Origin of the sequence: Paraburkholderia sp. JPY465 (genome assembly GCF_050436725.1) — a bacterium.
In the GTDB taxonomy this organism is placed as follows: Bacteria; Pseudomonadota; Gammaproteobacteria; order Burkholderiales; family Burkholderiaceae; genus Paraburkholderia; species Paraburkholderia youngii.
Window position 1 is genome coordinate 1,532,914 of sequence record NZ_JBNDMT010000003.1, and the last position, 17,648, is coordinate 1,550,561.

Sequence of the window (17,648 nt, forward strand, 5' to 3'; positions counted from 1 at the left end):
GCCGACACGAGTCATCTGTTGCAGCGCGCCGCACCGCCAGTTGGCGTGCGGCGCGGCCAGATGCCTGTGCCGGCGAAGGCCGCGCGCGAACGGTCGCGATCGCGCGCGGCGTACCCAGCGTACTTTAAACTCGCTCGACCGCGAGCGCGACACCCATGCCGCCGCCGATACACAACGACGCCAGCCCCTTCTTCGCATCGCGCTTCTGCATTTCGTGCAGCAGCGTAACGAGAATCCGGCAGCCGGACGCGCCGATCGGGTGGCCGATCGCAATCGCGCCGCCGTTCACGTTGATCTTCGACGTGTCCCAGCCCATCTGCTTGTGCACGGCGAGCGCCTGTGCGGCAAACGCTTCGTTGATTTCCATCAGATCGAGGTCGGCCGGCGTCCAGCCCGCGCGCTCGAGGCAGCGGCGCGAAGCCGGCACCGGGCCCATGCCCATCACCTTCGGATCGACACCCGCATTCGCGTACGCCTTGATGCGCGCGAGCGGCGTGAGGCCGAGCGCTTCCGCTTTTTTCAGCGACATCACGAGCACCGCGGCCGCGCCGTCGTTCAGGCCCGACGCATTCGCCGCCGTGACCGTGCCTTCCTTCGAGAACGCCGGCTTCAGGCCCGCGAGCGATTCCGCCGTCACGCCGTGACGCACGAATTCGTCGGTGGCAAAGCGCAGCGGTTCGCCCTTGCGCTGCGGAATCTCGACCGGCACGATTTCGTCGTTGAAGCGCCCCGACTTCTGCGCGGCTTCCGCCTTGTTCTGCGACAGCGCCGCGAACGCGTCCTGCTGTTCGCGCGTGATGCCGTGTTCCTTCGCGACGTTCTCAGCCGTCACGCCCATGTGGTACTGGTTGTACACATCCCACAGGCCGTCGACGATCATCGAGTCGATCAGCTTCGCGTCGCCCATGCGGAAACCATCGCGCGAACCCGGCAACACGTGCGGCGCGGCGCTCATGTTTTCCTGGCCGCCTGCGACGACGATGTCCGCATCACCGGCGATGATCGCGTTGGCCGCGAGCATCACGGCCTTCAGACCGGAGCCGCAAACCTTGTTGATCGTCATGCCCGGCACGGCCGACGGCAAACCCGCCTTGATCAGCGCCTGACGCGCGGGGTTCTGACCGGAGCCCGCCGTCAGCACCTGGCCCAGGATAACCTCGCTCACCTGTTCCGGCTTCACGCCTGCCCGTTCGAGTACGGCGCGCACCGCGATCGCTCCGAGTTCAGGTGCGGCAACCTTCGCCAGCGACCCACCAAACTTGCCCACTGCAGTACGAGCGGCCGATACGATCACAACATCAGTCATTTCCATATCCTCAGGGCATCCCGGCAAACTGCGCCGCAGCCCGTTACGTTAAAAATTGCGTTGCAACTTGCGTTGCTCTCACGCCTTCATCAACCAGACGCTCATTCACCTGCCAAACACCTATGCACCGGCCGACTGCGCAGCAACTTCGGACGCGCGCGTCGAGCCCGTGCGTGAAACCTACTCCCGTTGCCGCACATAGCGGCCCGGCGCCGGCTCGATGACCGGGAATTCGTCGGAGCCCAGCGTGGCGCGCGGCTTCACCTTCTTGCCGCCGTACTGATCGAGCCACTCGGTCCATTCGGGCCACCAGCTGCCGGGCACTTCTGTCGCCGCGTCGAACCATTCGTCCGCGCTTGCGGGCAGCGTCTTCGCGTCGCTCTCGAGCTTCCAGAAACTGCGCTTTTTCTTCGCGGGCGGATTGATCACGCCGGCGATATGACCCGACGCGCCGAGCACGAACTTCAGCGGCCCGGAGAGCAGCGGCGCGGACGCATACGCGGTTTGCCACGGCACGATATGGTCTTCGCGCGAACCGTAAATAAAGGTCGGCACGTCGATTTTCGACAGATCGATCGGCTCGCCGCAGGTGGTCAGCGCACCCGGCTCGCGCAGCTTGTTCTCGAGATACGTGTTGCGCAGATACCAGACGTACATCGGCCCCGGCACATTGGTCGAGTCGCTGTTCCAGTACAGCAGGTCGAACGGCACCGGCGTGCGGCCCTTCAGATAGTTATCGACGACGTAGTTCCACACGAGGTCGTTCGGGCGCAGGAACGAGAACGTGTTCGCGAATTCGATGCCGCGCATCAGCCCGGGCGGCGCACCGTTCTTGCCGCCGATGGTCTGCTCGCGCATCTGCACGTGCGCCTCGTCGACGAAGACGTCGAGCACGCCCGTGTCGGAGAAGTCGAGCATCGCGGTGAGCAGCGTCATCGACGCGGCCGGATGTTCGCCGCGCGCCGCGGCCACCGCGAGCGCGGTGGCGAGCAATGTGCCGCCGATGCAGAAGCCAAGGGTATTGATCTGCTCGCGGCCGCTGATCTGGCGCACTGTGTCGATCGAAGTGAGCACGCCCTCGCCGATGTAGTCGTCCCACGTCTTGTGCGCGATCGACTGATCCGCGTTGCGCCACGAAATCAGGAACACCTGGTGGCCCGAATCGAGCGCGTGCGCGACCAGCGAGTTTTCAGGCTGCAGGTCGAGGATGTAGTACTTGTTGATGCACGGCGGCACGATGAGGAGCGGCCGCTCGCGCACGGCCGCCGTGCGTGGCTTGTACTGGATCAGCTGCAGCAGATCGTTCTCGAACACGACCGAGCCTTCGGTGTTCGCGAGGTTCTCGCCGACCGTGAAACGCGATTCGTCGGTTTGGGAAATCTTGCCGCGCTGCATGTCGCCGAGCAGGTTCATCACGCCCTGGCGCAGGCTCTCGCCCTTGCTGTCGAGCAGCGTTTTCTGCGCTTCGGGATTCAGCGCGAAGAAGTTGCTCGGCGAGGCCGCCGCGGTCCACTGCTGGACCGCGAAGCGAATGCGCTCGCGGGTTTTCGGCTGGGTATCGAGCGCGTCGACCATCTGCTGCAAATAGCGCGCGTTCAGCAGATACCACGCGGCGGTGAACGCGTAAGCCGGCGCCTGGCTCCAGGCGTCCGCGCTAAAGCGCCGGTCCTTGAGCTCGGGCGCCTTGATCGCCGAGGTGGTGGCCTGCTGGATCAGTTCCATCGCCTCGCGCGAATAGTCGGTTTGCAGCTTCTGCAAACGCTCGGGCGGAATCGCGGCGGTGGGAATGCTCAACCCCGGCAGCGCGCCGGCGGCCAACTTGCTGAAGTCGGGCATGCCGGGAAATGCCGGGATTTGCGGAAAGCCCGCCGTGATCTGCGCGAGGTCCGGCATCTGCGGCATTGAAGGCATCTGGAATGCCGCGCCATTGGGCTGAGCGCCGAACGAACGCCAGGCGTTCATCCAGGCGTCGAGAAATTGCTGCATGCCTGCGGCTGACGATGCACCGCTCGTACCGGCCTGCTGCGTCTGCTCCTTCGAGGAGTCCGTGCTGGGGGAAGCTGAGGAATGAGATGCTGCCATGCCTGCTTTTGACCGGTAAGTCCTTGCGGACGGGTTGAGAGGCAGGTTCGTGCGCACGGAGCGATTGCTCGCGACTTCGTCACACCCTGTCCCATGAACGAGGAGGAGCTTAGAAGGAACATTCTTGCTCCCCATCACAAGGCATGTCAATGCTTGCTCCCGATTTTGCCGCAGTGCGATATTTTTTTAATTATCGTTTTCCCTGTATGGCAAATCGCGCTTTTGCGAATAAATGTTCCATGCCGCACGCCAATCGAAAAAAGTCCTGCGGCGCATGGTACTTAAGCATATTTATTCGTTCGGTCGCCCACAGAGCAGGCGGGGAATTCGCGCTATCGGCAATCCTTCCGGCAGTGCAACAAAAAATGTGTCTGAAGGCCGGGCAAGGCCTTCAGTGACGGGTCTGCAGTGCCATTCGTGAAGCTCGAACCGGTGCGCATTCACGCAAAATAAGCAACCGTTCGATTTTAAAAATATGACGAGATGCGCGCGCGCCACCCCGAATTAATCGGCAATCGATTGCGCCTGTTCGTCGATCCAGATCAACGCGGCCATACGGCCGGTTTCGCGGTCACGGCGATACGAATAAAAGCGCTCGCGCAGCGTGACCGTGCACAGATCGCCGCCGCCGATACGCGTAAGGCCGAGCCGCTGCAGGCGCAGGCGCGCCAGCGCCGGCAGATCGGCGAGATATTTGCCGGCATTCGCGGGATGCGCGACGAACGCCTTCGCGATCGCATCGCGTTGTGCGCCGTCGACATCAGTCATGAAGGCGTCACGCACGTCTGGACCGACTTCGAATGCGTCGGGCCCGATCGACGGTCCGAGGTACGCATGCAACTCGGCGGCCGGCACGCCCGCCAGTGCCGCGACCCGCGCGGCAGTCTGCTCGACGATGCCTGCCGCGAGTCCGCGCCAGCCGGCATGCGCGGCGCCGACCGCGCGCCCCGCTTCGTCGCACAACAGCACCGGCATGCAATCGGCCACCATGACGACGCACGCGACGCCCGCGCGATCGGTGACGCTCGCGTCGGCGCGCGGCGGCGCCGCGCCGTGCTCGCGCGCGTGCGCGACCGCGTCCTCGGCGCGCACGATGCCGGCGCCGTGAATCTGTTCGAGCCACGCGGTTTCGCGAACACCGGTCAGCGCGACGAGCCGTGCGCGATTGCTCGCGACCGCGGCCGGATCATCGCCGGTCTTCAGGCCCAGGTTCAGCCCGCCGGGCTGGTCGGCGCCGTCGCGCCAGCGGCCGAACGGCGAGTCGCTGACGCCGCCGTCGCGCGTGGTCACGAGCGCGCGCACGCGCGGCGAGACGTTCCATGCGGGTTGCACGACATCGGCAAAACCCAGCTCCGGCAGATTGGCGCTCATGCGTGGTCGTCCTCGTCGTGGTCGCTGTCTTCATCGTACGCGCCGTCGTCGAACGATGCACCGTAGTCCTCGTCCTCGGCATACGCGTCGTCGAACTCGCCCGCGTCGTCGCGACCCAGGCCGAGCGCTGCCGACAACGCCTCGATGTCGGCCGGCACGTCGGCGCGCCATTGCATCGAGCGGCCGGTCTTCGGATGGATCAGGCCGAGCCGCCACGCGTGCAGCGCCTGGCGCGCGAAGCCGTCCGGCAGCGGCGTGACCGAGCGCTTGCCGCGCGCGCGTCCGTACACCGGGTCTCCGAGCAGCGGATGACCGATATGCGCGCAATGCACGCGAATCTGATGCGTGCGGCCGGTCTCCAGATCGCAGTGGATCGCCGTGACCGGCTGACGCTGCCAGATCGCCGCGGCCACGCGCCGGAAATGCGTGCGCGCCGGCTTGCCTGCCGCGCCCGTCACCACGGCCATGCGCGTGCGCTCGCGCGGGTCGCGGCCGATCGGCGCGTCGATCGTGCCTTCGTCGGGCATGTTGCCCCACACGAGCGCGAGGTAGCGGCGCTTGACCGTGCGCGCCTGCAACTGACGCACGAGGTCGGTCTGCGCCTCGAGTGTGCGCGCGACCACCATCAGCCCCGAGGTCTCCTTGTCGAGCCGGTGCACGATGCCCGCGCGCGGCAGACCCGCCGCGGCCTCGCCATAGCGGTGCAGCAGTCCGTTCAGCACGGTGCCGCTCCAGTTGCCGGCCGCCGGATGCACGACCATGCCGGCCGGCTTGTTGATGACGACCAGCGTGTCGTCCTCGTAGACGATCTCGAGCGGCACCGGCTCGGGCGTGAACGCGAGCTGCTCGGGCAGCAGATCGGGCACGAGCTCGATCGTGGCGCCGAGCGGCACCGGCTGGCGGATCTTCGCCGGCTTGCCGTCGACTCGCACCCGCTGCGCCTCGATCCAGCTTTGCAGACGGCTGCGCGAGAACTCCGGGAACACTTTGGCGAGCACCTTGTCGAGGCGCTCGCCGGCCAGTTCGTCGGGCACCACGACGCTGCGCGGCGCTTCGTCGGCCGCGCGCACGGGCACGGGCGCAGCCGTGGCCTCGGAGCATTGCGGACCGCTTTCGGCGAGCGCGTCGCCGGCGAAATCGTCATCGAGGGAATCGACGCCCAACGCGTCGGCCGGGTCGGCGCTTACGCTATAATCTTTGTTGCTATTCCCGGCGCCTGCGGTGCCTGGAGTATTTGAGCGGGTCATTGAATCTGGGTCACCTGGACGTAAAGCTAGACTGGAAAATGCGAGCCTTGAACACCATCACTGAAGCGGCGATCAATTTGGCGGCCATCAAGAAGGCGGCCCGGAAAGTGGCCGGATACATTGCGTGCGCCGCGGCCGTCGTCGCTGTTGCGGCTTGCCACGGCCTGCCGGAGAAGACCGACGAAACGGCAACGTGGAATAACAACAAATTATATACGGAGGCGAACGACGCCTTGACCGGTGGTGACTGGGGCAAATGCGCGAAGTATTTCGAGCTGCTCGAAGGCCGCGACCCGTTCGGCCACTTCGCGCAGCAGGCGCAGATCAACGTCGCGTACTGCAACTGGAAAGACAACGAAAACGCCGCCGCCGACCAGGCCATCGACCGCTTCATCCAGCTGCACCCGGATCACCCGGACATCGCCTACGCGTATTACCTGAAGGGCATGATCCACTTCAACGACGACCTCGGTCTGTTCGGCCGCTTCTCGGGCCAGGACATGAGCGAACGCGATCCGAAATCGCTGCGCGAGTCGTACGACGCGTTCAAGGTCGTGGTGGACCGCTTCCCGAACAGCAAGTACGCGCCGGACGCCGCGCAGCGCATGCGCTACATCGTGAATGCGCTGGCATCGCACGAAGTCCACGCGGCGGACTATTACTATCGCCGCGGCGCCTATGTCGCCGCCATCAACCGCGCACAGCTCGCCTTGCGCGAGTACAAGAACGCGCCGGCCATCGAAGACGCGCTGCATATCATGATTCTGTCGTACGAGAAGCTGAACAACCAGCAACTCGCTGACGACACGCGCCGCGTGCTGGCCGGCACTTTCCCCGACAGCCCGTACGTGACCGGCCACGCACGGCCCGGCACCGCGAAGTCGTGGTGGCAGTTCTGACGCCTCACGCGCCGACGGCATAGACCGTCGTCTGAAAACGAAAACGCCACGACCTCGGTCGTGGCGTTTTCGTTTGTGCGCGCGGCGAGACTCAATCGCGCTCGAACAGCGCAATCGATTCCACGTGCGACGTATGCGGGAACATGTTGACGACGCCCGCGCCTACCAGCCGATAGCCGGCCTCATGCACGAGCAGCCCGGCATCGCGCGCGAGCGTGCCCGGCGCGCACGACACGTAGACGATGCGCTTCGGCAGCGGCCCGTTGCCGCTCTGGGCGATCTCCGCGAGCGCCTTCGCGATCGCGAGCGCGCCTTCGCGCGGCGGATCGACCAGGAATTTGTCGAAATGGCCGAGCGCGCGCAGGTCGTCGGCGGTGACTTCGAACAGGTTGCGGCACGCGAACGACGTATGGCCGGCGACGCCGTTCAGCTCCGCGTTCGCGAGCGCGCGCTGGGTCAGAACTTCGCTGCCCTCGATACCGACCACTTCCCGCGAGATTCGCGCGAGCGGCAGCGTGAAGTTGCCGATCCCACAGAACAGGTCGAGCACGCGGTCCGTGCGCGCCGGCGCGAGCAGGCGCAACGCGCGGCTCACCAGCACACGGTTGATCGCGTGATTGACCTGGGTGAAATCAGTCGGCTTGAACGGCATGCGGATGCCGTATTCCGGCAGCGTGTAGTCGAGCTGCACGTCGAGCGGATAAAGCGGCGTGACCGTGTCGGGACCGCCCGGCTGGACCCAGAACTGCACCTTGTGTTCGTCCGCGAACTCGCGCAGCACCTGCTCGTCCGCGGCCGTCAGCGGTTCCAGGTTGCGCACGACGAGCGCCGTGACCGACGAGCCGACCGCGAGCTCGAGCTGCGGCATACGGTCGTAGATCGACAGCTTGCGGACCATGAAGCGCAGCGGCATCAGCATCGCCGACACATGCGGCGGCAGCACCTCGCAAGTCTTCATGTCGGCGATATAGCTGCTCTTCTTCTCGTGAAAGCCGATGCGCATGCCGCCGCGCTCCGGCAGATAGCGCACCGCGAGCCGCGCGCGATAGCGGTAACCCCAGGACGGTCCGTGAATCGGCCGGAACACCGTTTCGGGGCGCAGCTTCGCCAGATGCTGCAGGTTGTCCTCGAGCACACGCTGCTTGACCGCGACCTGCGCGCGCATGTCGAGATGCTGCATCGAGCAGCCGCCGCAGATGTTGAAGTACGTGCATTTCGGCGTCGTGCGGGTCACACTCTCGCGGAACACCTGAACGACTTCGGCCTGCTCGAATTTCGGCTTGCTGCGATGCGTCGAATAACTGACGAGTTCACCCGGCAGTGCGCCTTCGACGAACACGACCTTGCCTGGCGTGCCGTCTTCGCCCGCGGTGCGGCCCACGCCGCGCGCTTCCATATCGAGCGAAACGATTTCGATGACCGGTTCGTTGCCGGTAATGGCGGGCGCCGGCGCCGGGGCGTGCGCCCTGGCATGCTTCGATGAGCGCCGCGGCGAGCGACGTTGGGGGGCAGTTCGGGACACCTGCGGACTTCCTGGCAAACTATGGGGAAAGGCGAGATTGTAGACGAAGCGCCGGGCTTGCCAGTGGCGTGGCGTGGACCGCGCCCGGAGCGTGTCCATATCGCGGCCCGGATTGCAGCGCGGCGCCCCGGCGGACGCCCTACTCGCGCGCCGCCCTCAAGGCTCGAACGCCGCCAGATACTCCGCCCACTGTGGCGCGGTTTCCAGCGCGAGCGCGTTCTTCACGAGGTTGATCTCATCAGCATACTCCGACGGCGAAAAGCCGCCGCGCATCAGCTGGAAGCGGCAATACAGCAGGTACGTATTGACGACGTCGGTCTCGCAATAATTGCGGATTTCCTCGATGCGGCCTTGCTGGAACGCCTGCCACACCTGACTGCCGTCCATCCCCATCTTGCCCGGAAAGCCGCACATCTTCGCGAGCGCGTCGAGCGGCGCGTTGGCGCGCGCCTGGTACATCGCGAGCACGTCCATCAGGTCGGTATGGCGCGCGTGGTAGCGGCTGATGTAGTTGTTCCACTTGAAGTCGCGGTCGTCCTCGCCGACATCCCAGAACCGATAGGCGGGGATGCCGTTGACGAGCGCGCGATAGTTGAGCACCGGCAGATCGAAACCGCCGCCGTTCCACGACACGAGTTGCGGCGTGTACTTTTCGATCACGCGATAGAAAGACTGCACGAGCGTCGCCTCGCCGTCCTCGGGCGTGCCGAGGGAGCGCACGCGAAAACCGTTGTTGTCGCGAAACACGCAGGAAATCGCCGCGACCCGTTGCAGGTGATGCGGCAGAAAATCGCTGCCGGTTTTTTCGCGGCGCGCGGCGAACGCGTGCTCGGCGACCTCGGCGTCGCTCATCGACGCGGGCAAATCTTCAAGACGGCGGATGCCGGCGACATCGGGAATCGTCTCGATGTCGAAAACAAGAATCGGTGTCATCAGGTCAGAGAACGGCGTCTTTGCGGACACCGTTTGAGGCGAAGAAGCGCTTCAGTCGCACCAGCGCTTCCTGTTGGATCTGGCGCACACGCTCGCGCGTGAGGCCCATTTCGTCGGCCAGCTCTTCGAGCGTGGCGGGCTCGATATGATTCAGACCGAAGCGCCGCTCGATCACATGGCGGTGCTTGTCCGACAAACGGGCGAGCCATGCGCGTGTCAGCGTTTCGAGCTCGCGATGCTGCACCTCGGCGTCTGGCGACTGGCTCTGGTCGTCCGACAGCAGATCGAGCAGGCTGCTCGCCGGATCGAGGTCGAGCGGCGCGTCGAGCGACGCGGTGTGCTCGTTCAGCGCGAGGATGTCGGTGACTTCGTCGGTGGTCTTGCCGGTCAGATAGGCGATGTCGTCGATGCTCGCGTCGCGGCGCTCGGCGGCTTCCCCCGAATTCATCGAGTTCTTTTCCAGATGGCGCTTCGCCCGCAACACCTGGTTGAGCTCACGAATCACATGCACCGGCAAGCGCACGGTGCGCGCCTGGTTCATGATCGCGCGCTCGATGCTCTGGCGAATCCACCACGTCGCGTAAGTCGAAAAACGGAAGCCGCGCGTCGGATCGAATTTCTCGATTGCGTGCATCAGGCCGAGATTGCCCTCCTCGATCAGATCGAGCAGCGGCACGCCGCGATTCAGATAACCCTTGGCAATGCTGACGACCAGCCGCAGATTGCGCTCGATCATCACCTGCCGCGCTTCGAACTCGCCGGCCTTGGCAAGGCGCGAATATTTCTGCTCTTCCTCGACGGTGAGCAGCGGCTTCACGCTGATGCGGTTTAGATAATGCTGGATCGTGTCGGCCGTGAGTTCGGCCTGCAGCAGTGCGCGGAAGTCGTCGGCGTCGGGCAGCGCGTCGCTGGTGCTTTCGCGCGCGTCGGCGCCCTCGCTGTCGTCGAGGCCGCTCTGGCGTTCGTCGAGATCGCGCTCCTCGACGATCTCCTCTTCCACTTCCGAAGCGCCGCTTTCGTCCACTGCGGCGGACGTGACTTCGCTGATCGTCTCAGACTCGGCTTGCGGCGGGCGGCGCTTCGATTTCGGCATGGTCGTATCGCTTATTGCGGCGGCAAATACTTCAGTGGGTCGACTGGTTTACCCTGTCGGCGAACTTCGAAATGCAACATCACGCGGTCGGAATCGCTATTGCCCATCTCAGCGATCTTCTGCCCTTTCGTTACCGCGTCCCCCTCTTTTACCATCAAAGCGCGGTTGTGTGCATACGCGGTGAGATAAGTTGCATCATGCTTGATGATAATGAGATTGCCGTAACCACGCAGCCCATTTCCGGCATAAACGACGCGACCATCGGCCGACGCTTTAACCGGCTCGCCCGCGGAGCCGCCGATATTGACGCCTTTATTGGTCGAGTCGTTGAAGGTGTTGAGCAGCGGACCGCGCACCGGCCATGCAAATGCTACGTTGCCCGCCGCCGCGCTGCCGAGCTCGGCGTTCGCCGCAGAGGAATTGGCCGCAGGCGCAGCTGCCGCACCATTCGCGGGCGTTCCGTTCGTCGCGCCGCCGTAGAGCGGCGGCATCGCGGCGCCGACCGCGGCCGGTGCGTTGTTATTCAGTGGCGCGCTTTGCACCGCGCCCGAGCTGCCGATCGGCGCGGTCGACACGCCCGGCGTCATGGCCGCGGTATTCGCACCCGGCGGCACGACGCGCAGCAACTGGTCGACTTCGATCTGATTCGGATTGGTCAGGTTGTTCCACGTCGAGATGTCGCGGTAATTCTGGCCGTTCTCGAGCGCAATGCGGTACAGCGTATCGCCCGGCTTCACGCGATAGTAACCGGGCGGCGGCGGGCCGAGCGGCACCGCCGGTTGCGCCGCGCCCTGCGCGGTGGAGAGCACGCCGCCGCCGGAGCGGTCGACGACGGGCGCCTGGTCGAGCCGGGATGCACAGGCCGTCATCAACAGGGACAAGGCGAGCACGCACACGCTGCGCTGGGTTACGGTCAGGGGGGTATTCGGGGTGGTTCTCTGCATCGCGCGCAACATACTCATCGGTGTCAAATCACTCCGGATTTTAAGGGTACAAAGAAAACGCGATCAAGCCGCGACTCGCGCCATTGCGCGGGCCCGAGGCGCTCGACCAGCGTCAGCACCTGGCTCTGTCCTTCCTGCGAGCCGACCGGCGCAACCAGACGTCCGCCGATCGCAAGCTGCTCGAGCAATGCCTGCGGCACGTCGAGCCCGGCAGCCGCGATCACGATCGCGTCGAACGGCGCCGCCGACGGCAAGCCGAGCCGACCGTCGCCGTAGTGCAGCCGGATATTCGGAATGCGCAGCGGACGCAGATTGGTCTTCGCGCGCTCGGACAGCGGCTTGATGCGTTCAATCGAATAAACCTCGCGCGCGACCTGGCTCAGCACCGCTGCCTGATAGCCGCAACCGGTGCCGATTTCGAGCACCGTGTTCAGCGCGCGCCCGGCCGCCGCGAGTTCGATCATCCGCGCGACCACCGACGGCTTCGAGATGGTCTGGTGATGACCGATCGGCAGCGCGGCATCTTCGTACGCCTGGGCCGCAAGCCCCGGATCGACGAACATGTGGCGCGGCACCGCCGCCATCGCGTTCAGCACACGCTGGTCGCTGACGCCATTGGCTCGCAGGCGTTCGACCATGCGTTCGCGAACCCGTTCCGAGGTCAGCGCGAGGGCGTTGTTCATCGCGCCGCTGCTCGCGCCGCCGAATGCGCCGCTCATTGCACCGGCTAGCGCGGCGTTCGACGCGGGTTTCGCGCTTTGCTGCAGTTGCGGCTGAAGTGGTGATGGTGTCGGACGTGCGCTGTGTGCAGACGCATGCGTCGAGGTTTTGCCTGGCTTGACCGACGACTTCGGTGCTTGCTTGACAGGCTGCCCCGCCAATCCACCGGACAACGAATTCGCCGTTGTCTTTGCGACTGGCGCGGCCTGCGGCTTCGGCGGCATCGCACCGGTGGTTCCCGTTGGCGTGCCCAACGTAGTGCTTTGCGTCTTCGCCTGGGGAATCACCTGGGGTCGTGTCGTCGGCGTGGATTGGGCAGCAGCGGAAGTCCTCGCTTGCGCTCGTGCGGCCGCGCCGCCCTGCGTCGGTTTCGCCGACTGCTGCCGCGCATTCAACGCCGCGCTCGCCGCGAGCGCCGCCGCGCGCATCTCCCCCGGACGTCCCTCGGGCCGGCGCGGTTCGCGCACCAGGTCCTCGAGACCTAGCGGAAAGCGCTTCGCGCGCTCGCCGGTCATGAACTGCCGCTCCCGGCGCGTAGCCAGTCGCGCGCCGCGGGCAGCATTTGCGTGTAAGTCAGATCGAGCTGCAGCGGCGTGATCGACACGGCGCCGTTCGCGACCGCGTGGAAGTCCGTGCCTTCGCTCGCGTCGCGCGCCTGGCCCGAGGCGCCGATCCAGTAGATCGGTTCGCCGCGCGGATTGGTTTGGCGGATCACCGGCTGCGACGGATGACGTTTGCCGAGTCGGGTGATCTCCCAGCCGCGCAGTTGGTCATACGGCAGGTTAGGAATATTGACGTTCAGCAGCGGATGCCCCGGCAACGGCCGTTCGAGATAATGCGCGACGATTTCGGCGGCAACGCGCGCCGCGTCTTCGAGATGCACCCAGTCTTTGTCGACCAGTGAAAACGCTATGGCGGGCACGCCGAACATGATGCCTTCGGTGGCGGCCGCAACGGTGCCGGAATACAACGTGTCGTCGCCCATGTTCTGGCCGTTGTTGATACCCGACACGACGAGGTCCGGTGTATGGTCGAGCATGCCGGTCAGTGCGATGTGCACCGAGTCGGTCGGCGTGCCGTTCACGTAGTAGAAGCCATTCGCCGAACGCAGGACCGAGAGCGGCCGCCACAGCGTCAAGGAATTCGACGCGGCGCTGCAGTTCTGTTCGGGAGCCATCACGGTGACGTCGGCGATCGGCTTCAGCGCTTCGTAAAGCGCGGCGAGGCCCGGCGCCAGATAACCGTCGTCGTTGCTGAGTAGGATTCGCATGCGCCGATTGTAACCGAGGAAAGATGGCACGCGAACGGCATGCTCGGGGTGTCGGCGTGGCGTGCACGAGCGTCGTGCGAGCTGGTGTTTTTCAGGTGCGCGGATGCTTGCGTCGAGCGCAACGATGCTGCCTTGCGTCGCAACCCGCAGCGCAATATCGTACGGTCGTGCGCTTTGCTTTACACTCGAAACCGTTGCGAACCCTGAACGATATGGAGACACGATGCGTGCGATTCGCTGCAAGCAGTACGGGCCGCCCGAGAGCCTGGTCGTCGATAACCTGCCGGATCTCGAACCGCCGCCAGGCCACGTCGTGATCGACGTGAAGTCCGCAGCCGTCAATTTTCCCGACGTGCTGATCATCGAGAACAAATACCAGTTCAAGCCGCCGCTGCCGTTCACGCCGGGCTCGGAAGCCGCGGGCATCGTGCGCGCGGTGGGCGAAGGCGTCACGCAGTTCAAGCCGGGTTCTCGCGTGGCGGCGTTCACCGGCTCCGGCGGTTTCGCCGAGCAGGCGCTCGCACCCGCCGCGGCCTGCGTGCCGCTCGACGACGATGTGTCGTTCGAACTCGCGGCCGCGTTCACGCTCGCGTATGGCACCTCGCATCACGCGGTGGTCGATCGCGGCGCGCTGCAGGCTGGCGAGACGATGCTCGTGCTCGGCGCGGCTGGCGGCGTCGGGCTGGCTGCGGTCGAAATCGGTAAGGCGCTCGGCGCGCGCGTGATTGCCGCGGCATCGAACGACGAGAAGCTCGCGACCTGCGTCAAGCACGGCGCGGACGCTACGATCAACTACAGCAGCGAGGATCTGCGCGAGCGCATCAAGACGCTCACCGACGGCAAAGGCCCTGATGTGATCTACGACCCGGTCGGCGGCGTGTATGCGGAACCGGCGTTTCGCAGCATCGGCTGGCGGGGGCGTTATCTGGTGGTCGGCTTTGCCAACGGCGAGATCCCGAAGCTGCCGCTGAACCTGATGTTGCTCAAGGGCGCGAGCGTGGTCGGCGTGTTCTGGGGCGATTTCGCCAGGCGCGAGCCGCAGCGCAACCGCGCGGCATTCGAGCAGATGACCGGCTGGATTCGCGAAGGCAAGCTCAAGCCTTACGTATCGGCCCGCTATTCGCTCGAGGACACCGGCCGCGCGTTGCGCGATATGGCCGAGCGTCGCGTGATCGGCAAGGTGGTGATCACGCCGTAGTGCAACCAATCAGGCAGCATGAAAAACGGCGCGGCGCCCGAAGGCGATTTCGGGCGCCGCGCCGCTTGCGATCCACGCTCACAGCTTCTCGGTATCGCCGGTGCGCGGCTGCCACTTCATCAAACGCCGCTCCGCGATCCCGACGATCGCGTCGAGAATCAGCGCAAACGCGGTGAGCACCAGAATGCCCGCGAACACGGTGTTGATATCGAAGGTGCCTTCGGCCTGCAGGATCAGATAGCCGACGCCGCGCGCCGAGCCCAGATACTCGCCCACCACCGAGCCGACGAACGCCAGCCCCACCGACGTATGCAGGCTCGAAAACACCCAGCTCATCGCGCTCGGCAGATACACGAAGCGCAGCAGCTGCTTGCGGTTCGCGCCGAGCATGCGCGCGTTCGCGAGCACGACCGGGCTCACTTCCTTCACGCCCTGGTAGACGTTGAAGAACACGATGAAGAACACCAGCGTGACGCCGAGCGCGACCTTCGACCAGATGCCGAGGCCGAACCATACGCCGAAGATCGGCGCGAGAATCACGCGCGGCATCGAGTTCGCGGCCTTCACGTACGGATCGAACAGCGCGCTCGCGATCGGCGCGAGCGCAAGCCACAGGCCGACGCCGAGCCCGATCGCGGTGCCGAACACGAACGCGAGCACGGTCTCGACGAGCGTGATCCACAGGTGCAGATAGATCTCGCCGCCGGTGAACCACTCCCAGATCCGCTGCAGCACTTTCTGCGGCTCGCCGAAGAAGAAGGCCGCCTTGTTTGGATCGTCGAAATAGAACGGCGGCATCAGCGTCGGACTCGTCAACACGTACCACAGCACGAAGCACAGCACGAGCAGCAGCCACTGCCAGATCACCAGATTCGCCCGGTTTGGGCGCAACGTCTTCCACATGACTTGGATTGCCTTGGACGATTGTTGAACGCGTCTTCTCTTTAAATTCGCATGCAGGGACGCGCGGCACACTCAAACAGCGGTGAGCTGCTGTTGATACCCCTTGAGCACTTCATCGCGCAGCACACCCCAGATCTGCGCGTGCAATTCGACGAAGCGCGGATGCGAGCGGATTTCGGCGACATCGCGCGGCCGCGGCAGATCGATCCGGAACTCGCCGATCGGATGCGTGGCGGGCCCGGCCGACAGCACGACCACGCGATCGGACATCGAGATCGCTTCGTCGAGATCGTGCGTGATGAACAGCACCGCCTTGCGCTTCGCGGCCCAGAGATCCAGCAGTTCGTTTTCCATCAGCTGCCGCGTTTGAATATCCAGCGCGGAAAACGGCTCGTCCATCAGGATGATGTCGGGATCGAGGATCAGTGTTTGCGCCATCGCGACGCGCTTGCGCATGCCGCCCGACAGCTGATGCGGATAGCGGTCGCCGAAGCCGCCGAGTCCAACGCGCTTCAACCACTCTTCGGCCTTCGCGCGCGCGTCTGCGGCCGACATACCGCGAAACGACAGGCCGGCCATCACGTTGTCGAGCGCCGAGCGCCACGGCATCAGCGCATCGGCCTGGAACATGTACCCCGCGCGGCGATTCAGGCCATCGAGCTTCTCGCCGAACACGCTGACCGCGCCCACCGACGGCTGCAGCAGCCCCGCGCCGATGTTCAGCAGCGTGGACTTGCCGCAGCCAGTCGGCCCGACCACCGACACGAACTCGCCCGGCTCGATACGCAGCGTCGTGTCTTTGACCGCTGTGTAGCGCTGCGCGCGGTTGTCGCGCGCAGCGAACGTGCAGGTGATGTTTTCGAGCGCCAGGGCAGCAACGGTCATCGTACGGCTCGCTTCAGGGATCGGGTTTGCGGGGAGTTGTGGCGCCGACGCTGAAGGCGGTGGGCGTGGACAAGGCGAATCGCCCGGCCCACGTCCTCTTCGATACACCTACGCGCGCGCCGCATCGTTTACGCCTTGACGGTCGTCAGCGCCTTCTTCACGAAGTCGTTGGTCCAAGTCTTCGACAGATCGATCTGCGCGTTCTGGATCATCGGATCGAACGCTTTCAGCGTCTTCAGCGACGTCGCGGGACCGTCGGCGGGCATCAGGCCGTCGGGCGACATCGCTTCGCGCACGTGCTGCCACGCGTCGAGATAGAGTGCGCGGTCGCCGAGCAGATAGCTTTCCGGCACGGTGTTGATCAGTTCGCTGCCGCTCGCGTTCTGCAGCCACTTGAGCGCGCGCACCATCGCATTGGTCAGCGCCTGCGTGGTGTTCGGGTTCTTCGTGATGAACGACTGCGACGCGTACAGGCAGCCCGCCGGCATATCGCCGCCGAACACGGTGTGCGTATCGGCGAGCGTGCGCGTATCCGACACGACGCGCACTTCGCCGGCGCGCTCGAGGCGCGTGACGACCGGATCGAGATTGGCGATCGCGTCGATCTGCCCGGACTGCAGCGCGGCGATCGCACCGGCACCCGCGCCCACGCCGATGAACGCGACGTCTTTCGGACTGAGCCCGGCTTTCGCGAGCACGAAGCTCGCCATGATCGACGTCGACGAACCCGGCGCCGTCACGCCGATCTTCTTGCCCTTCAGATCGGCGATCGATTTGAAGTTCGGCATCGTCTTCTTCGATACCGCGAGCACGATCTGCGGCGCGCGGCCTTGCAGCACGAATTCGCGAAACATCTGCTTTTGCGCCTGCAACAGCAGCGTGTGTTCGAACGCGCCGGAGACCACGTCGGCGCTACCGCCGACCGCTGCCTTCAGCGCCTGCGAGCCGCCCGCGAAGTCGGAAATCTCGACTTCGAGCCCTTCGTCCTTGAAGTAGTTGCGGCGCTCGGCGATCGTCAGCGGCAGGTAGTAGAACAGGTTCTTGCCGCCGACCGCGATGGCGACCTTGGTGGTCTCGGGTTTGGCCTGCGCGAAAGCGAACGGTGTGGCCGCGAGCGAGGCGCCCGCGAGCGCCGCACCGCCGGCGAGGAAGGTTCTGCGTTGCATGGTCCGTTGTCTCCAGATTTTTTTAGTCCGGCCTTTCACCGCCCGTGTGCGCATTGCGCACGCGCTTGAGCTTGGTGTGTGGCTTGCCGGTCGCGCGGCGCGGATCGTC

General features: G+C 65.1%; 15 protein-coding genes. 2 read left to right on the forward strand and 13 right to left on the reverse strand.

The genetic code is table 11. From position 1 onward, the window contains the following. Positions 1-124 precede the first annotated feature (124 nt). The 4 genes from QFZ94_RS21640 to QFZ94_RS21655 all read right to left on the reverse strand — a co-directional run bounded on the left by QFZ94_RS21640 (position 125) and on the right by QFZ94_RS21655 (position 6,006). Positions 125-1,306 (reverse strand): acetyl-CoA C-acetyltransferase, encoded by a 1,182-nt coding sequence (locus QFZ94_RS21640; RefSeq protein WP_018432060.1) that lies wholly within the window; start codon positions 1,304-1,306, stop codon positions 125-127. A gap of 180 nt (positions 1,307-1,486) precedes the next feature. Beyond that, a complete protein-coding gene (gene phaC / locus QFZ94_RS21645; protein WP_429461877.1) occupies positions 1,487-3,292 on the reverse strand; it encodes a class I poly(R)-hydroxyalkanoic acid synthase in 1,806 nt (601 codons plus the stop codon). A 600-nt stretch (positions 3,293-3,892) separates the two neighbouring features. After that, complete coding sequence (gene pgeF / locus QFZ94_RS21650) at positions 3,893-4,759, reverse strand: peptidoglycan editing factor PgeF (RefSeq protein WP_429459399.1); 867 nt, start codon at positions 4,757-4,759, stop codon at positions 3,893-3,895. Next, a complete protein-coding gene (locus QFZ94_RS21655; RefSeq protein ID WP_429459401.1) occupies positions 4,756-6,006 on the reverse strand; it encodes an RluA family pseudouridine synthase in 1,251 nt (416 codons plus the stop codon). Before QFZ94_RS21655 ends, pgeF begins: the two co-directional genes overlap by 4 nt. 38 nt (positions 6,007-6,044) lie before the next feature. Between QFZ94_RS21655 and QFZ94_RS21660 the strand changes: the two genes are divergently transcribed. Next, positions 6,045-6,905 (forward strand): outer membrane protein assembly factor BamD, encoded by an 861-nt coding sequence (locus QFZ94_RS21660; protein ID WP_013089357.1) that lies wholly within the window; start codon positions 6,045-6,047, stop codon positions 6,903-6,905. A 91-nt stretch (positions 6,906-6,996) separates the two neighbouring features. Here QFZ94_RS21660 and rlmD read toward each other — a convergent pair whose 3' ends face one another. The 6 genes from rlmD to surE form a co-directional block, all read right to left on the reverse strand. Further along, entirely contained in the window at positions 6,997-8,427 is a 1,431-nt protein-coding gene (gene rlmD / locus QFZ94_RS21665; RefSeq protein WP_368582902.1) for a 23S rRNA (uracil(1939)-C(5))-methyltransferase RlmD, read from the reverse strand. 156 nt (positions 8,428-8,583) lie between these two features. After that, complete coding sequence (locus QFZ94_RS21670) at positions 8,584-9,360, reverse strand: 3'-5' exonuclease (RefSeq protein ID WP_368582901.1); 777 nt, start codon at positions 9,358-9,360, stop codon at positions 8,584-8,586. A gap of 4 nt (positions 9,361-9,364) precedes the next feature. Next, a complete protein-coding gene (gene rpoS / locus QFZ94_RS21675) occupies positions 9,365-10,453 on the reverse strand; it encodes an RNA polymerase sigma factor RpoS (protein WP_368582899.1) in 1,089 nt (362 codons plus the stop codon). Between the two features lie 11 nt (positions 10,454-10,464). Next, entirely contained in the window at positions 10,465-11,415 is a 951-nt protein-coding gene (locus QFZ94_RS21680; protein ID WP_429459405.1) for a peptidoglycan DD-metalloendopeptidase family protein, read from the reverse strand. Positions 11,416-11,420: 5 nt separating this feature from the next. Beyond that, positions 11,421-12,632 carry a protein-L-isoaspartate(D-aspartate) O-methyltransferase gene (locus QFZ94_RS21685; protein ID WP_410849166.1) on the reverse strand — a complete coding sequence of 404 codons (1,212 nt, stop codon included), beginning with the start codon at positions 12,630-12,632 and terminating at the stop codon, positions 11,421-11,423. Beyond that, positions 12,629-13,387, reverse strand: coding sequence for a 5'/3'-nucleotidase SurE (surE, locus tag QFZ94_RS21690; protein ID WP_013089351.1), 759 nt, complete (start codon positions 13,385-13,387; stop codon positions 12,629-12,631). The genes QFZ94_RS21685 and surE overlap by 4 nt, the downstream gene beginning before the upstream one ends. 223 nt (positions 13,388-13,610) lie before the next feature. On the opposite strand from surE, the gene QFZ94_RS21695 reads away from it, so the two are divergent. Then, positions 13,611-14,585 (forward strand): NADPH:quinone oxidoreductase family protein, encoded by a 975-nt coding sequence (locus QFZ94_RS21695; RefSeq protein WP_429459408.1) that lies wholly within the window; start codon positions 13,611-13,613, stop codon positions 14,583-14,585. A gap of 78 nt (positions 14,586-14,663) precedes the next feature. Here QFZ94_RS21695 and QFZ94_RS21700 read toward each other — a convergent pair whose 3' ends face one another. From QFZ94_RS21700 to QFZ94_RS21710, 3 genes are all read right to left on the reverse strand, one after another. After that, positions 14,664-15,488, reverse strand: a complete 825-nt coding sequence (locus tag QFZ94_RS21700; RefSeq protein ID WP_429459410.1) for an ABC transporter permease — start codon at positions 15,486-15,488, stop codon at positions 14,664-14,666. 72 nt (positions 15,489-15,560) lie between these two features. Beyond that, positions 15,561-16,373 carry an ABC transporter ATP-binding protein gene (locus QFZ94_RS21705; RefSeq protein ID WP_429459412.1) on the reverse strand — a complete coding sequence of 271 codons (813 nt, stop codon included), beginning with the start codon at positions 16,371-16,373 and terminating at the stop codon, positions 15,561-15,563. Positions 16,374-16,501: 128 nt separating this feature from the next. Beyond that, complete coding sequence (locus QFZ94_RS21710) at positions 16,502-17,539, reverse strand: ABC transporter substrate-binding protein (protein ID WP_013089347.1); 1,038 nt, start codon at positions 17,537-17,539, stop codon at positions 16,502-16,504. Positions 17,540-17,648: the final 109 nt, after the last annotated feature.

What these genes read in the sequence shown, in the direction of transcription:
- QFZ94_RS21640 (WP_018432060.1), bottom strand. Translation starts at nt 1,306, where the DNA reads ATGACTGATGTTGTGATCGTATCGGCCGCTCGTACTGCAGTGGGCAAG.
- phaC (WP_429461877.1), bottom strand. Translation starts at nt 3,292, where the DNA reads ATGCAGCAATTTCTCGACGCCTGGATGAACGCCTGGCGTTCGTTCGGC.
- pgeF (WP_429459399.1), bottom strand. Translation starts at nt 4,759, where the DNA reads ATGAGCGCCAATCTGCCGGAGCTGGGTTTTGCCGATGTCGTGCAACCC.
- QFZ94_RS21655 (WP_429459401.1), bottom strand. Translation starts at nt 6,006, where the DNA reads ATGACCCGCTCAAATACTCCAGGCACCGCAGGCGCCGGGAATAGCAAC.
- QFZ94_RS21660 (WP_013089357.1), top strand. Translation starts at nt 6,045, where the DNA reads ATGCGAGCCTTGAACACCATCACTGAAGCGGCGATCAATTTGGCGGCC.
- QFZ94_RS21670 (WP_368582901.1), bottom strand. Translation starts at nt 9,360, where the DNA reads ATGACACCGATTCTTGTTTTCGACATCGAGACGATTCCCGATGTCGCC.
- rpoS (WP_368582899.1), bottom strand. Translation starts at nt 10,453, where the DNA reads ATGCCGAAATCGAAGCGCCGCCCGCCGCAAGCCGAGTCTGAGACGATC.
- QFZ94_RS21680 (WP_429459405.1), bottom strand. Translation starts at nt 11,415, where the DNA reads ATGAGTATGTTGCGCGCGATGCAGAGAACCACCCCGAATACCCCCCTG.
- QFZ94_RS21685 (WP_410849166.1), bottom strand. Translation starts at nt 12,632, where the DNA reads ATGACCGGCGAGCGCGCGAAGCGCTTTCCGCTAGGTCTCGAGGACCTG.
- surE (WP_013089351.1), bottom strand. Translation starts at nt 13,387, where the DNA reads ATGCGAATCCTACTCAGCAACGACGACGGTTATCTGGCGCCGGGCCTC.
- QFZ94_RS21695 (WP_429459408.1), top strand. Translation starts at nt 13,611, where the DNA reads ATGCGTGCGATTCGCTGCAAGCAGTACGGGCCGCCCGAGAGCCTGGTC.
- QFZ94_RS21700 (WP_429459410.1), bottom strand. Translation starts at nt 15,488, where the DNA reads ATGTGGAAGACGTTGCGCCCAAACCGGGCGAATCTGGTGATCTGGCAG.
- QFZ94_RS21705 (WP_429459412.1), bottom strand. Translation starts at nt 16,373, where the DNA reads ATGACCGTTGCTGCCCTGGCGCTCGAAAACATCACCTGCACGTTCGCT.
- QFZ94_RS21710 (WP_013089347.1), bottom strand. Translation starts at nt 17,539, where the DNA reads ATGCAACGCAGAACCTTCCTCGCCGGCGGTGCGGCGCTCGCGGGCGCC.